General features: G+C 69.2%; 14 protein-coding genes. 6 read left to right on the plus strand and 8 right to left on the minus strand.

Features of this window, described 5'->3' with window-relative positions:
- Nucleotide 1: 1 nt before the first annotated feature.
- The 5 genes from F9C11_RS01630 to F9C11_RS01650 form a co-directional block, all read right to left on the minus strand.
- On the minus strand, nt 2–844 hold the full coding sequence (locus F9C11_RS01630) for a carbohydrate ABC transporter permease (protein WP_409183187.1): 843 nt from the start codon (nt 842–844) through the stop codon (nt 2–4).
- Nucleotides 844–1,791 carry a carbohydrate ABC transporter permease gene (locus F9C11_RS01635; protein WP_409183188.1) on the minus strand — a complete coding sequence of 316 codons (948 nt, stop codon included), beginning with the start codon at nt 1,789–1,791 and terminating at the stop codon, nt 844–846. The genes F9C11_RS01630 and F9C11_RS01635 overlap by 1 nt, the downstream gene beginning before the upstream one ends.
- Nucleotides 1,788–3,107: an ABC transporter substrate-binding protein gene (locus F9C11_RS01640; RefSeq protein ID WP_409183189.1), complete on the minus strand. Its 1,320-nt coding sequence runs from the start codon at nt 3,105–3,107 to the stop codon at nt 1,788–1,790. The genes F9C11_RS01635 and F9C11_RS01640 overlap by 4 nt, the downstream gene beginning before the upstream one ends.
- 249 nt (nt 3,108–3,356) lie before the next feature.
- Complete coding sequence (locus tag F9C11_RS01645; protein WP_167442160.1) at nt 3,357–3,884, minus strand: general stress protein; 528 nt, start codon at nt 3,882–3,884, stop codon at nt 3,357–3,359.
- A 75-nt stretch (nt 3,885–3,959) separates the two neighbouring features.
- The gene (locus tag F9C11_RS01650; protein WP_409183190.1) at nt 3,960–5,150 is read right to left on the minus strand and encodes an acyl-CoA dehydrogenase family protein; all 1,191 of its coding nucleotides are present in this window, start codon (nt 5,148–5,150) and stop codon (nt 3,960–3,962) included.
- Between the two features lie 166 nt (nt 5,151–5,316).
- Here F9C11_RS01650 and F9C11_RS01655 point away from each other — a divergent pair, with 166 nt between their 5' ends.
- Complete coding sequence (locus F9C11_RS01655) at nt 5,317–5,661, plus strand: DUF4190 domain-containing protein (RefSeq protein WP_409183191.1); 345 nt, start codon at nt 5,317–5,319, stop codon at nt 5,659–5,661.
- A 58-nt stretch (nt 5,662–5,719) separates the two neighbouring features.
- Nucleotides 5,720–6,295, plus strand: coding sequence for a DUF4190 domain-containing protein (locus F9C11_RS01660; RefSeq protein WP_409183192.1), 576 nt, complete (start codon nt 5,720–5,722; stop codon nt 6,293–6,295).
- Here the strand turns inward: F9C11_RS01660 and F9C11_RS01665 are convergent.
- Nucleotides 6,280–7,176, minus strand: coding sequence for a slipin family protein (locus tag F9C11_RS01665; RefSeq protein WP_409183193.1), 897 nt, complete (start codon nt 7,174–7,176; stop codon nt 6,280–6,282). The two genes, F9C11_RS01660 and F9C11_RS01665, sit on opposite strands and share 16 nt — an antisense overlap.
- A gap of 95 nt (nt 7,177–7,271) precedes the next feature.
- Between F9C11_RS01665 and F9C11_RS01670 the strand changes: the two genes are divergently transcribed.
- Genes F9C11_RS01670 through F9C11_RS01685 form a run of 4 tightly spaced genes read left to right on the plus strand, consistent with a single transcriptional unit; the run spans nt 7,272 to nt 11,197 of the window.
- Complete coding sequence (locus F9C11_RS01670; RefSeq protein ID WP_409183194.1) at nt 7,272–8,177, plus strand: aminoglycoside phosphotransferase family protein; 906 nt, start codon at nt 7,272–7,274, stop codon at nt 8,175–8,177.
- Between the two features lie 57 nt (nt 8,178–8,234).
- Nucleotides 8,235–9,536 (plus strand): magnesium transporter MgtE N-terminal domain-containing protein, encoded by a 1,302-nt coding sequence (locus tag F9C11_RS01675; RefSeq protein WP_409183195.1) that lies wholly within the window; start codon nt 8,235–8,237, stop codon nt 9,534–9,536.
- Nucleotides 9,529–10,026: a DUF1003 domain-containing protein gene (locus F9C11_RS01680; RefSeq protein ID WP_409183196.1), complete on the plus strand. Its 498-nt coding sequence runs from the start codon at nt 9,529–9,531 to the stop codon at nt 10,024–10,026. Before F9C11_RS01675 ends, F9C11_RS01680 begins: the two co-directional genes overlap by 8 nt.
- A gap of 25 nt (nt 10,027–10,051) precedes the next feature.
- A complete protein-coding gene (locus tag F9C11_RS01685) occupies nt 10,052–11,197 on the plus strand; it encodes an Mrp/NBP35 family ATP-binding protein (protein ID WP_409183197.1) in 1,146 nt (381 codons plus the stop codon).
- 58 nt (nt 11,198–11,255) lie between these two features.
- Here the strand turns inward: F9C11_RS01685 and F9C11_RS01690 are convergent, their stop codons facing one another.
- Together F9C11_RS01690 and tatB are read right to left on the minus strand one after the other, a co-directional pair.
- The gene (locus F9C11_RS01690; RefSeq protein WP_409183198.1) at nt 11,256–11,762 is read right to left on the minus strand and encodes a hypothetical protein; all 507 of its coding nucleotides are present in this window, start codon (nt 11,760–11,762) and stop codon (nt 11,256–11,258) included.
- Nucleotides 11,763–11,843: 81 nt separating this feature from the next.
- Complete coding sequence (gene tatB, locus F9C11_RS01695) at nt 11,844–12,263, minus strand: Sec-independent protein translocase protein TatB (protein ID WP_409183199.1); 420 nt, start codon at nt 12,261–12,263, stop codon at nt 11,844–11,846.
- Between the last annotated feature and the right edge of the window lie 71 nt (nt 12,264–12,334).

Consider the following 12,334-nt stretch of genomic DNA (forward strand, 5'->3'; position numbering starts at 1 on the left):
GTCAGCCCTTCACCGCACCGGACGTCAGCCCCGCCACGATGCGACGCTGGAAGAACAACACGAACAGGATGATCGGCACCGTGATCACGACCGCGGCCGCGCACACCTGGCCGGTCGGGTCCTCGAACTGCGAGGACCCGGTGAAGAACGACAACGCGGCGGGCACCGTGCGCGACGACTCGGTGGACGTCAGCGAGATGGCGAACAGGAAGTCGTTCCAGCAGAGGATGAACACCAGGATCGCGGTGGTGAACACGCCCGGCGCGGCCAGCGGCGCGATCACCTTCCGGAACGCCTGGGCCGGTGTCGCGCCGTCCATTTTCGCCGCCTTTTCCAGCTCCCACGGGATTTCCCGGAAGAACGCGGACAGCGTGTAGATCGACAGCGGCAGCGCGAACGTGATGTAGGGCAGGATCAGCCCCGGCCAGGTGTCGAAAAGGCCGAGCCCGCGTTCGATGTTGAACAGCGGGGTGACGAGCGAGACCTGCGGGAACATCGCGATCAGCAGGGAAAGCCCGACCAGCACCTGCTTGCCGGGGAAATCCAGCCGGGCGATCGCGTACGCCGCCATCGTGCCCAGCACCACCGCGATGACCGTGGAGATCACCGCGATGCCGATCGAGTTCACCAGCGCGTGCAGGAACTCCGTGGTCTGGAAGATGTCCGCGTAGTTCTGCAGCGTCCATTCCGTCGGGATGAAATTGCCGTCGGTGAGCGTCGCTTTCGTCTTGAACGACAGCGAAAGCACCCACAGCACCGGGACGATCGCGAACACCAGCACCAGGATGTCGAGCAGGCCCCAGCCGACCTTGCGGCCGGTGGTGACCGCACCTCCGATGGCCATCAGCGCTTCCCCCCGTCGTCCGTGCCGGGCGCGGCGGTGCCGAACACCTTGATGAAGAGGAACGCGATGATCGCCACCGTGATGAAGATCAGCACCGCCATCGTGGAGCCGATCCCGAGGTTGAGCCCCTTGACCAGGTTGTCGTAGGTCTGCATGGACACCGATCCGGTGTCCTGCGCGCCGCCGGTCAGCACGTAGATGTTGTCGAAAATGCGGAACGCGTCGAGCGTGCGGAACAGCAGCGCGACGAGGATCGCCGGTTTCATCACCGGCAGCATCACCTTGGTGAACCGCTGCCACGCGGTCGCGCCGTCCATCGCCGCGGCCTTCAGCAGGTCGTCCGGCACCAGCGCCAGCCCGGCCATCAGCAGCAGCGCCATGAACGGCGTCGTCTTCCACACCTCGGCGAGGATGATGATGAACAGCGACGGCCACTGGTCGGTCAGCGGCGCGGCGCCTTCGCCGAGCAGGTTCGCCAGGTACCCGGTTTTGGGCGTCCAGGCGAAGTACCACGAGAACGCGGCCACCACCGTCACGATGCCGTACGGGATCAGCGCGACGGTGCGCACCAGTCCGCGGCCGACGAGCGTGCGGTGCATGATCAGCGCGAGCCCCATGCCGAGCACGAATTCGATCGCCACCGACACGACGGTGAGGAACATCGTGGTGCCGAAGGCGGTCCACCAGTAGGAATTCGTGAGCACCGCGGCGTAGTTGTCGAAGCCGATGAACTCGTGCTTCGCCGGGAACCGCAGGTCGTAGCGTTGCAGCGAAAGCCAGACCGAATAGATGATCGGGTACCCGGTCACCGCGATCATCACGAGGAACGCGGGCGCGCAGAGCCACAGCCCGAGCCGCCGTTCGGCCTTCTTGCCCTCGGAAAGCGCGGGCTTTCCCTTGCGGTGCGCCGCTTCGTGGGCGGGCGCGGCGGGATCCTGGACGGTCACGGGATCACTCCCTTCGACTGGAGCGCGTCATCGAGCTGTTCCCGCAGTTTCTGCGCGGTCGTCTGCGGATCGATCGCCGACGGCGGGGAAAGGATCTTCGACATCACCGTGGACGCGTTCTGGTACACCGGAGTGAGCGGGCGCACCGCGGCGGTTTTCAGCGCCGACAGAATGGCGTCGCGCATCGGGTACTTCTCGGCCATGTTCGGGTTGTCCGCCGACACCGGCTTGGCCGGGTCCACCGGGGTGTCGTCGTGGTACACCGACTCGATGGTCGGCGGCACCCCGTCGTTGATCGCGGACACCTTCTGGTTTTCCTTGCTGCGCAGGCACAACGCCGCTTCGTAGGCCTCGGGCTTGTGCTGCGAGTAGGCACTCACCGCCAGGTCGAACCCGCCGATCGTGCTCTTCGCCGGAATGCCCGGCTTCGCCTGCGGATAGACCGACCACTTGAAGTGCGACAGGTCCTTCGGCTTCTCCTCGGCGTAGGAGGCGTACACGAACGGCCAGTTCAGCTCGAACGCGGCGTCGCCGCGCTGGAACGTCCGCCGGACGTCGTCCTCCTTCTGGTTCGTCAGCGACGCGTCGGTGATGCCCGACGACGTGATCTTCTTCAGCAGCTCCAGCGCCTGCACCGCGCCCTCGTCCATCACGACGGATTTCCCGTCGTCGGACAGGATGTGCCCGCCGAGCGATTCGACCAGCGTGTTGTAGATGACGACCAGGCCCTCGTACTGCGCGCCGGTGAACACGATCGAATACGGCTTGTGCTCGCTCTTGAGCCGCTGCGACATCTGCATCATCTCGTCCCACGTCTTCGGCGGGGACGGGGTGATGCGGTCGTCGTACCAGAGCAATTGCACGTTGGTGTTCTTCGGCGCGGCGTACAGCTTTCCTTGATACGTCGCGGTTTCCAGCGGGCCCTTCAGCACGCCCTCGGACGCGGCCGCCTTGTGCTCCCCGGTCCACTCGTCGATCCAGCCCGCCTCGGCGAACTCCGAGACCCAGGTGACGTCGAGGCCGAGCACGTCCATCGACGTGTCGCCGGCGGCGAGCCGGCGCGCCATCTGGATCCGCTGGTCGTCCGAACCGCGCTGCAGTTTGTTGTAGACGATCCGGTACCGCCCGGCGGCGGTCTTGTTGCAGTTGTCGACGACCGTCTGGAAATGGTCCTCCGGGGAGTAGTAGACGTTGATCGTCGTCCCCGAAGCCGTTCCGCACCCCGCCACCAGGCCGGTGCTCACCAAGCCCGCGGCGAGCAGTGCCGCCGCGCGCGTAGGCCCCCGTTTCTTTCCGCTGGGCCGTTTCTTCCCCATCCAAGCCTCCTCGCCCATGTGCACCCGGCGTCTTCCGACACCGCCCCCAGAAAGCACGCCGCGGCGAGGCGGACCCGAGCCAGCACCCCGACGTGCCAGTTGCCGGCAGGCCGCGCTGGAGGACACGACCGGCCAACCGGTGTCGGTCAACCTATGCCCGGCGATCACCGGCCGCAAGCAGGGTCGGTAACGATTCAGCCAGGTGCGCGCGAACCATCGGGAAGACGGGTGAAAAAGTCCCGTGGGCGGTTATGCCGTCGCGGGCGGCGGGCGCAGCGCCAGCTTCGCGAGCAGCTCGCGGCCCTGCTCGGCGCTGCGCGGCTGGCACAGCACGTCGTACCGGCCGGCGACCAGCTGGCTGGCCGACGAGAAATCGCGGCGGCCGCGCGAGGCGCGGTAGCCGATCGCGGAGAACGCCAGCCCGGACAGCACGCCCAGCACGAGCCCGGTCAGCAGCTGCAGCGTGAATCCGCCCTGGTTGACGAACATCCCCAGCAGCAGTCCGGCGAACAGGCCGAACCACGCGCCGGACATCGCGCCCGCGGCGAGCACCCGGCCCCACGACAGCCGGCCGATGACGCGTTCGACCAGCATCAGGTCGACGCCGACGATCGTCACGTCGGTGACCGCGAACTCGCTTTCGGCCAGGAAGTCGACGGCCTGCTGCGCCTCGCCGTAGGTCGAGTACGACCCGATCGGCCAGCCGGTGGGCGGCGTCGGGAGCCGCGGCAGCCCGGCCGGGCCCTGACCGCCACCAAAGGGACTGCTCACCATCATCACCTGCGCTCGTCCGGTCCGAGGGTTCCATCTTGTCAAGAACCGGCGGAGCGCGCGAACTCCGGCGAAGCGGGGTCAGGCTTTGTAATCCCGCAGAAGGCCGCGGCTGATGATGGTTTTCTGGATTTCGCTGGTGCCCTCGCCGATGAGCAGGAACGGGGCCTCGCGCATGAGGCGTTCGATCTCGTATTCCTTGGAGTAGCCGTAGCCGCCGTGGATCCGGAACGCTTCCTGGGTCACCTCGGCGCAGTACTCGCTGGCGATCAGCTTCGCCATCCCGGCCTCGACGTCGTTGCGCGCACCCGAATCCTTGAGCCGGGCGGCGTTCACCATCATCAGGTGCGCGGCCTCGACCTTGGTCGCCATCTCCGCCAGCTTGAACGCGATCGCCTGGTGCTGCGCGATCGGCTTGCCGAACGTCGAACGCTGCTGCGCGTACGCGATCGCCAGCTCGAACGACCGGATCGCGATCCCGCACGCCCGCGCGGCCACGTTCACCCGGCCGACCTCGACGCCGTCCATCATGTACGAGAAGCCCTTCCCCGGAGCCTCGCCCAGGACCTTGTCCGCGCCGATGCGGAAGCCGTCGAACACCGCTTCGGTGGTGTCGACGCCCTTGTAGCCCATCTTGTCGATCTTGCCCGGGATCGTCAGCCCCGGAAGCACCTCGCCGAACCCGGACGGCTTCTCCACCAGGAATGTGGTGAGGTTCTGGTGCGCCTTCTCCGCGCCCTCGTCCGTCTTCACCAACAAGGCGATCAGGTTGGAGGAACCGCCGTTGGTCAGCCACATCTTCGCGCCGTCGATCACGTAATCGTCGCCGTCGCGCCGCGCCCGGGTCTTGATCGCCGCCACGTCCGAACCGAGGTCCGGCTCCGACATCGAGAACGACCCGCGGACCTCGCCGGTCGCCATCCGGGGCAGGAAATGCTGCTTCTGCTCCGGCGTTCCGTGACGGGTGATCATGTGCGCCACGATGAAATGCGTGTTGATCACACCGGACACGCTCATCCAGCCGCGCGCGATCTCCTCCACCACCAACGCGTAGGTCAGCAGCGATTCGCCAAGGCCGCCGTACTCCTCCGGGATGGTGAGCCCGAACAGGCCCATCTCCTTCATGCCCTCGACGATCTCCGCCGGGTACTCGTCGGCGTGCTCCAAAGCCTGCGCGTGCGGAATGATCTCCTTGTCCACGAACGACCGCACCGTGGACAGAATCTCCTGCTGCACGTCAGTCAGGCCGGCGGTCCGGGCGAGACGGGCCATCACTGGGCTCCCTTCGGCGGCGACGCCGGCTCCCGGCGCTGGGTTACCGGGGAGTATGACTGGTTCCCGCCGGAGCGGCTATGAGGGTGCTCACGCCGCGCCCCGGTTTCCCCCGTTAAGGTGCGGACAAGGCGCTGATCCACCCGAAACCGCGAGAAGGATCCCGATGAGCGAGGCCAGCGAGGACCGGGACGAGCCCTCCGGCCGCGACAGCTACGTGCACCCGTCCTACGAGCATCAGCCCTATCCGCCGCGGGGTCCAGCGCCCGGCGCGGGGCTCGCCCTCGGGTCGCTGATCTGCTCGATCGCCGGATTCGTGCTGTGCGCGCCGATGGCCGTCGCGGGGATCGTGATGGGGCACGTCGCGTTCCACCGGGCCCGGCGCGGCCGCGGCGCCGGCGGCGCGCTGGCGCTCGCCGGATTCGTGATCGGCTACGCGGCGCTGATCGTCTGGAGCATCGTCACTCCGCTGATCGTGCGCGCACTGGTCCAGTCCGGGATTTTCGACTGATGCCGCCGCGATTCCCGGTAGCGTCGTCCTTCGAACCCGGCACCCCGAGGGAGCCCCGATGACCACTCCGTCCGACCGCGATCCGGCGCCGTACGACCCGCCGCCGACCGCGGACCCCGCTCCGTACGAGCCGCCGGCCGAGCCCGCGCCGTACGAGGCCCCGGCGGACGCTCTCTCGCCCACCGCGGAGGCCGGCTCGCCCGTTCCGCCGCCGGGCTGGACCGCGCCCGACCCCGGCCCGGTCGCGGTGCTGCCCGGCGAACCACCGGTTCCCGCCGCGGTGCCGCAGGCTGTTGCGCCGCAACCGGATCCGTTCGCGCCGCCGCCCGCGTACCAGGGATTCCCGGCCCCGCCCCCGTACGGCGCGGCCTACCAGCCGTACCCGCGCACCAGCGACAGCGGGCTCGCGACCGGCGCGCTCGTGTGCTCGCTGCTCGGCCTGGCGACCTTCGTTCTCGCGGTCCCCGGCCTCGCGATGGGACACGTCGCGCTGGCCAAGGCCAGCCGCAACGAAGCCGGTGGACGCACCATGGCGCTGGCGGCCGTCGTGCTCGGCTACGTGGCGCTCGCGCTGTGGGTCGGATTCTTCGGGACGCTGCTGGTCCTCGGCCTCAACGGCTACCTCGACAGCTGATCCGGCACGTCGCTGGCCTCGCCCTCGCGCGGGGCGACCTGGCCGTTGCCGACCTTCTCCGGTTCCGACTCCGCGGACGTCCGCGGTTCCGGCGGTTTCGCGGCCGGTTTCGCGGCCGGTTTCGCCGCGGGGTCGGTCCGCGCGTCCAGGAACCGCAGCAACTCCACCGGGAACGGCAGCACCAGCGTCGAGTTCTTCTCCGCCGACACCTGCACCACCGTCTCCAGCAGCCGCAGCTGCAGCGCCGCCGGGGTGTCCGCCATCGTCGCGGCGGCCTGGGCGAGTTTGTGCGACGCCTGCAGTTCGCCGTCCGCGGAGATCACGCGGGCGCGGCGCTCGCGTTCGGCCTCGGCTTGGCGCGACATCGAGCGTTTCATCGACTCCGGCAGCGCGACGTCCTTGATCTCCACCCGGTCGATGTGGATGCCCCAGTCCAGCGCCGGGCTGTCGATCATCAGCTCGAGGCCCTCGTTGAGCCGCTCGCGGTTCGACAGCAGGTCGTCCAGGTCGCTCTTGCCGATGATGGACCGCAGCGACGTCTGCGCGACCTGGCCGATCGCCGACCGGTAGTCCTGCACGTGAACCGCGGCCAGCACCGGGTCGACCACCTTGAAGTACACGACCGCGTCCACCCGGACCGTGACGTTGTCCCGGGTGATCCCGTCCTGCGCGGGCACCGGCATCGTCACGACCTGCATGTTCACCTTCTGCAGGCGGTCGGCGACCGGCAGCAGGAAGGCGAGCCCCGGCTCGCGGACCAGCGGCCGCACCCGGCCGAACCGGTACACCAGCCCGCGTTCGTACTGTTTGACCACGCGGACCGCGGAGGCGAGCCAGACCCCGCCCGCGACGGCCACTGCGCTGGCAACCTCGACGATCATGGCAGCTCCCGGGTTCGCCAAAACCCTTGTCCGTTCACTGTACGCGCGCGCGACAGCCCCGGAAACGGTTTGCGCGGCCGACCAGGATGGGCGTTGTGACCGTTTTGGAAATCCCGCCCGCCTTCGCTGAACGCGCCCCCAAGGTGCTCGGTCCGGAAGCCGTTCCGTGGCTCGCGTCGCTGCCCTCGCTCGCGCGGCGGTACGCCCGGAAGTGGGAGCTGGAGTTCGAGGACACCGCCCGGCACGGCTACGTCGGCGTCGTCCAGCCCGCCCGGCGCGCGGACGGCTCCCGCGTCGTGCTGAAACTCGGCTGGGTGGAAGAAGAATCCCGCGACGAGCCGCTCGCACTGTCCACGTGGGCCGGTCGGGGAGCGGTGCTGCTGCACGAATCCGCGCCCGAGGACGGCGCGATGCTGCTGGAACGGCTCGACGACAGCCGGACGCTGGAGGGCGAACCGCTGCTGCCCGCCGTCGAAATCCTGAGCGAACTCGCGCGGCGGCTCGCCGTGCCCGCGCCCGCCGCGCTCACCCGCACGCTGTCCGGCGTCGCGGAGGAACTGCTCGAACAGCTGCCGCGATCGTGGCGCGACCTGGGCGAACCGCTCCCCCGGCGGGAGCTGGACGCGGCACTGGAGGTCTGCCGCGATCTCGGTCCGGAATCTGGAAACGCGCTGGTGAACGACGATCTGCACTACGAGAACGTGCTGTCCGGCACGCGCGAACCGTGGCTGGTGATCGACCCGAAGCCGATCGCGGGCGATCTCGAATTCGGCGCGCTTTCGTTGCTGTGGAACCGGTTCAGCGAATCCACACTGGACTCGAAGCTCGCCGCGAGCGGTCTGGACCGCGACCGCGCCAAGGCCTGGACGCTCGTCCGCGCGGTGCAGAACCGGCTGTGGCACGCCCAGGATCTGGTGGATTTCGGCGGATTGCCCGAGGACGACGACGGTCCCTCCGCCGACGCGCTGCCCGTGCTGACCCGATGGGCGATGGCCGGCTGAGAATTCGCCGAGTCGCGGCGCGAGCGCACTCGGGCGCCAGCCGATAGTGTCGGCCCCATGGCAGGCACAAACCGGGTTTACGCAGCACAGCTCGCGGGTCTGCCGGTGTTCGGGCCCGACGGGGAGTCGATCGGCAAGGTCCGCGACGTCGTCGCCGGGCTCCGGCTGGACCAGCAGCCGCCGAGGATCCTCGGCATGGTCGTGGAGCTGGCGACCCGGCGGCGGGTCTTCGTGCCCATGCTGCGGGTCACCTCGATCGAACCGAACGCCGTGACGCTGGCCACTGGTTCGGTCAACATGCGGCATTTCCACCAGCGGCCCAACGAGGTTCTCGTGTGCGGCCAGCTCCTCGACGCGCACGCGACGCTCACCGGCGCGGACACCCGGGTGACCGTGGTCGACGCGGCGATGGAGCCGACCCGCACCCGCGACTGGGTGCTGGCCAAGCTCGCCGTGCGCGAGCGGTCGACCCGGCTCGCGCTGGGCAGGCGGCGCACCGCGATGCGGGTGCTGCCCTGGAGCGAGGTCTCCGGGCTCGGCCTCACCGACCTGACCGGGCAGCCGCAAGGCGCGGCCCAGCTGCTGATGCTGTTCGACACGATGCGCGCGGTCGACGTCGCCGCGACCGTGCGCGACCTGCCGATCAAGCGCAGGCACGAGGTCGCCGACGCGATGGACGACGAGCGGCTCGCGGACGTCATCGAGGAGCTGCCCGAGGACGACCAGAAGGAACTGCTGGCCTATCTCGCCGAGGAACGCGCCGCCGACATCCTCGAGGCGATGAACCCGGACGACGCCGCCGACCTGCTCGCCGAACTCGCCCCGGCCGAGCAGAGCAGGCTGCTGGAGCTGATGGAGCCGGAGGAATCCGCGCCGGTCAAACGGCTGCTGGCGTATTCGGCGGACACCGCCGGCGGCCTGATGACGCCGGAACCGGTGGTGCTCACGCCGGACGCGACGATCGCCGAGGCGCTGGCGCACATCCGCAACGCCGACCTCCCCGCCGCGCTCGCCAGCATGGTGTTCGTGTGCCGTCCGCCGACCGAAACGCCGACCGGCCGGTTCGTCGGCGTCGTGCACTTCCAGCGGCTGCTGCGCGAACCACCCGCCGAACTGGTGGCCAGCGCGGTGGACACCGACCTCACCGCGCTGCGCCCGGAGGCGACGCTGTCCGAGGTCAGCCGGTACTTCGCGGCGTACAACCTGGCGTGCGGCCCGGTCGTCGACGCCGAGGACCACCTGCTCGGCGCCGTCACCGTCGACGACGTCCTCGACCATCTGCTGCCCGACGACTGGCGCGAAACCGGACTGCACGACGTCGCCGACGGTGCTGATCTCCAGGAGGCCGACCGTGGCTGAACTCAGGACCGGCCGCAGGCTCGACCAGCCGCGCAGCCAGGCCCGGCTGCGGCTGAACATCGACCCGGACACCTTCGGCCGGTTCACCGAGCGGATCGCGCGGTTCCTCGGCACCGGGAAGTACCTGTTCTGGCAGACGCTCATCGTGGTCGTCTGGATCACGCTGAACCTGGCCGCGGTGTCGCTGCGGTGGGACCCGTATCCGTTCATCCTGCTCAACCTGGCGTTTTCGACGCAGGCCGCGTACGCCGCGCCGCTGATCCTGCTCGCCCAGAACCGCCAGGACGACCGGGACCGGGTGTCGCTGGAGGAGGACCGCACGCGCGTCGCGCAGACCAAGGCCGACACCGAGTACCTCGCCCGCGAACTGGCGGCGCTGCGGCTGGCGATCGGCGAGGTCGCGACCCGCGACTACCTGCGCAGCGAACTCGACCGGCTGCGCGACGATCTCGACGTGGACCCCAAGCCGCGCAAGGCGAAGCAAAGCTGAACTGGGCAGTACGTACGATGGAAGCGTGACTGGTACACAGCAGCTCCCCAGCGTTGACGACGTCCGCACCGCGCTGAAGGACGTGTACGACCCGGAAATCAAAAAACCGATCACCGACCTCGGCATGGTCAAGGACGTGGCGGTCGGCGACGACGGGCTGGTCACCGTCGGGATTTACCTCACGGTCGCGGGCTGTCCGCTGAAGGCGACGCTGACCGAGGACACCAAGAAGGCCGTCTCGAAGCTCCCCGGCGTCGCGGACGTGCGGGTCGAGCTGGACGTGATGAGCGACGAGCAGCGCACCGAGCTGCGCAAATCGCTGCGCGGCGACGCGGCGGAGCCGGTCATTCCGTTCGCGCAGCCGGGTTCGATGACGCGGGTGTACTGCGTGGCATCGGGCAAGGGCGGCGTCGGCAAATCGTCGGTGACGGTGAACCTGGCCGTGGCGATGGCCGAGCGCGGGCTGTCGGTCGGCGTGGTGGACGCGGACATCTACGGCCACTCGGTGCCGCGCATGCTGGGCGCGCGCGAGAAGCCGACCAAGGTCGACACGATGATCATGCCGCCGCAGGCGCACGGCGTGAAGGTGATCTCGATCGGCATGTTCACGCCGGGCAACACGCCGGTCGTGTGGCGCGGGCCGATGCTGCACCGCGCGCTGCAGCAGTTCCTCGCCGACGTGTTCTGGGGCGACCTGGACATCCTGCTGCTGGACCTGCCGCCGGGCACCGGCGACATCGCGATTTCGGTGGCGCAGCTGATCCCGAACGCGGAAATCCTCGTGGTGACCACGCCGCAGCAGGCCGCCGCCGAGGTGGCCGAGCGCGCCGGAGCGATCGCGATGCAGACGCGGCAGCGCGTGGCGGGCGTGATCGAGAACATGTCGTGGCTGGAGACCCCGGCCGGCGAGCGCATCGAGGTGTTCGGCGCGGGCGGCGGCCAGACGGTGGCGGATTCGCTGTCGAAGTCGGTGGGCTCCACGGTGCCGCTGCTGGGCCAGGTCCCGCTGGACCCGCGGCTGCGCGAACAGGGCGACGAGGGCACGCCGATCGTGCTGGCCGAACCGGACGCGCCGGCTTCGCTGGTGCTCAAGGACGCGGCGAAGCAGCTGTCGGTCCGGGCGCGCGGGCTGGCCGGGATGATGCTGAACGTCAGCCCCGCCGGGCGCTGATTCTCCCGCAGCACAAGAGGCGTGCACCTTCTCCAGGTGCACGCCTCTGTTCGTGCGCTCAGGAAGCGTGCACCGTCACCAGCAGCGTGCCGGATTCGCGCAGCGTCACCTTGGTGTCGCCCGGCTTCGTCACCGTCCAGTCGATGTCCTCGGGCTTCTGCGCGGACACGTCGGCCGACTTGTCCGGCAGGCCCTGGACGTCGATGTTCTGCGACTTGTCCGAGGTCACCTTGATCTTCACCTTGTTGCCGACCTTGACGTCGACGACCCCGGCCGGAGGAGTGACCTTCCCGCCCTGGTAGGAGACGGTGACCAGCACGTCGACGCCTGCCTCGCCGGTCTCCGCGCCGCGCTTCACGTTCGGCTGCTCGCCGGTGGCTCCGCCGTTGCCGGGAGCGCTCGACGGAGCGTTCGACGGGGCCGAAGAGGACGGCATCGCCGGGGCGGGCACCGAAGTGTAGGTAGCGGGCGCCTTGGTGCTGGGCTCGTCGTCGGCACTGCACCCGGCGACGGCGAGGGCGGCCGCAGCGATCGTTCCGGCCAGCGCAGCCGCACGGCGTGACATATCGGGAACCTCCAGGGTCGGTTGAGCTGATGCCCTGAGGCTACCCAGCCTGATCAGCGCGTCGCGCGTCGGCTTCGCCGCTCAGGTGGCGTCCGGGTCGATCGGCGGCCGCTCGCCCGGTTTCAGCGGCTCCGGCTGCGGGATCGCGGTCTGCGGCTTGATCGTCGGCGTGCCGTGGGAGCCGTTCGATCCGTTGAGGTCGTTCTTGAATCCGTTGAGGCCGAGCGGATCCGAATCCCCGTCGAACAAATGCTGCGTGACGACGCGCTTCGGGTCGAGGTTGCGCAGGCCGCGGAGGTCTTCGAGGGGTTTGCGCAACTGGTCGAACTCAGGCCCCATTTCCTCGCGCAGCTGCTCGCGCGCGCCGGTCGCGAAGTCGCGGGCCTTGCGGACGCTCCTCGCCATCCAGGCCGCCGCCTCGGGCAGCCGTTCGGGTCCGAGAATGAAAAGCCCGGCGATGATGAGCACGAGGATCTCGCCCCAGCCGACACTGTCGAACACCCGTGAAACCTCCGCTCGGTGCTGCCCCGCCCAAGACTACCCGGGCCGTTTGGGGTCCGGGCAGGCCCGAA

The sequence above is a fragment of the Amycolatopsis sp. VS8301801F10 genome (genome assembly GCF_046195355.1).
Taxonomy (GTDB): Bacteria; Actinomycetota; Actinomycetes; order Mycobacteriales; family Pseudonocardiaceae; genus Amycolatopsis.

Bases quoted from the DNA above. Each gene is read 5' to 3' on its own strand.
- F9C11_RS01690 (WP_409183198.1), bottom strand. From the start codon at position 11,762: ATGTCACGCCGTGCGGCTGCGCTGGCCGGAACGATCGCTGCGGCCGCC.
- F9C11_RS01660 (WP_409183192.1), top strand. From the start codon at position 5,720: ATGACCACTCCGTCCGACCGCGATCCGGCGCCGTACGACCCGCCGCCG.
- F9C11_RS01630 (WP_409183187.1), bottom strand. From the start codon at position 844: ATGGCCATCGGAGGTGCGGTCACCACCGGCCGCAAGGTCGGCTGGGGC.
- F9C11_RS01650 (WP_409183190.1), bottom strand. From the start codon at position 5,150: ATGGCCCGTCTCGCCCGGACCGCCGGCCTGACTGACGTGCAGCAGGAG.
- F9C11_RS01655 (WP_409183191.1), top strand. From the start codon at position 5,317: ATGAGCGAGGCCAGCGAGGACCGGGACGAGCCCTCCGGCCGCGACAGC.
- F9C11_RS01675 (WP_409183195.1), top strand. From the start codon at position 8,235: ATGGCAGGCACAAACCGGGTTTACGCAGCACAGCTCGCGGGTCTGCCG.
- F9C11_RS01640 (WP_409183189.1), bottom strand. From the start codon at position 3,107: ATGGGGAAGAAACGGCCCAGCGGAAAGAAACGGGGGCCTACGCGCGCG.
- F9C11_RS01665 (WP_409183193.1), bottom strand. From the start codon at position 7,176: ATGATCGTCGAGGTTGCCAGCGCAGTGGCCGTCGCGGGCGGGGTCTGG.
- F9C11_RS01645 (WP_167442160.1), bottom strand. From the start codon at position 3,884: ATGATGGTGAGCAGTCCCTTTGGTGGCGGTCAGGGCCCGGCCGGGCTG.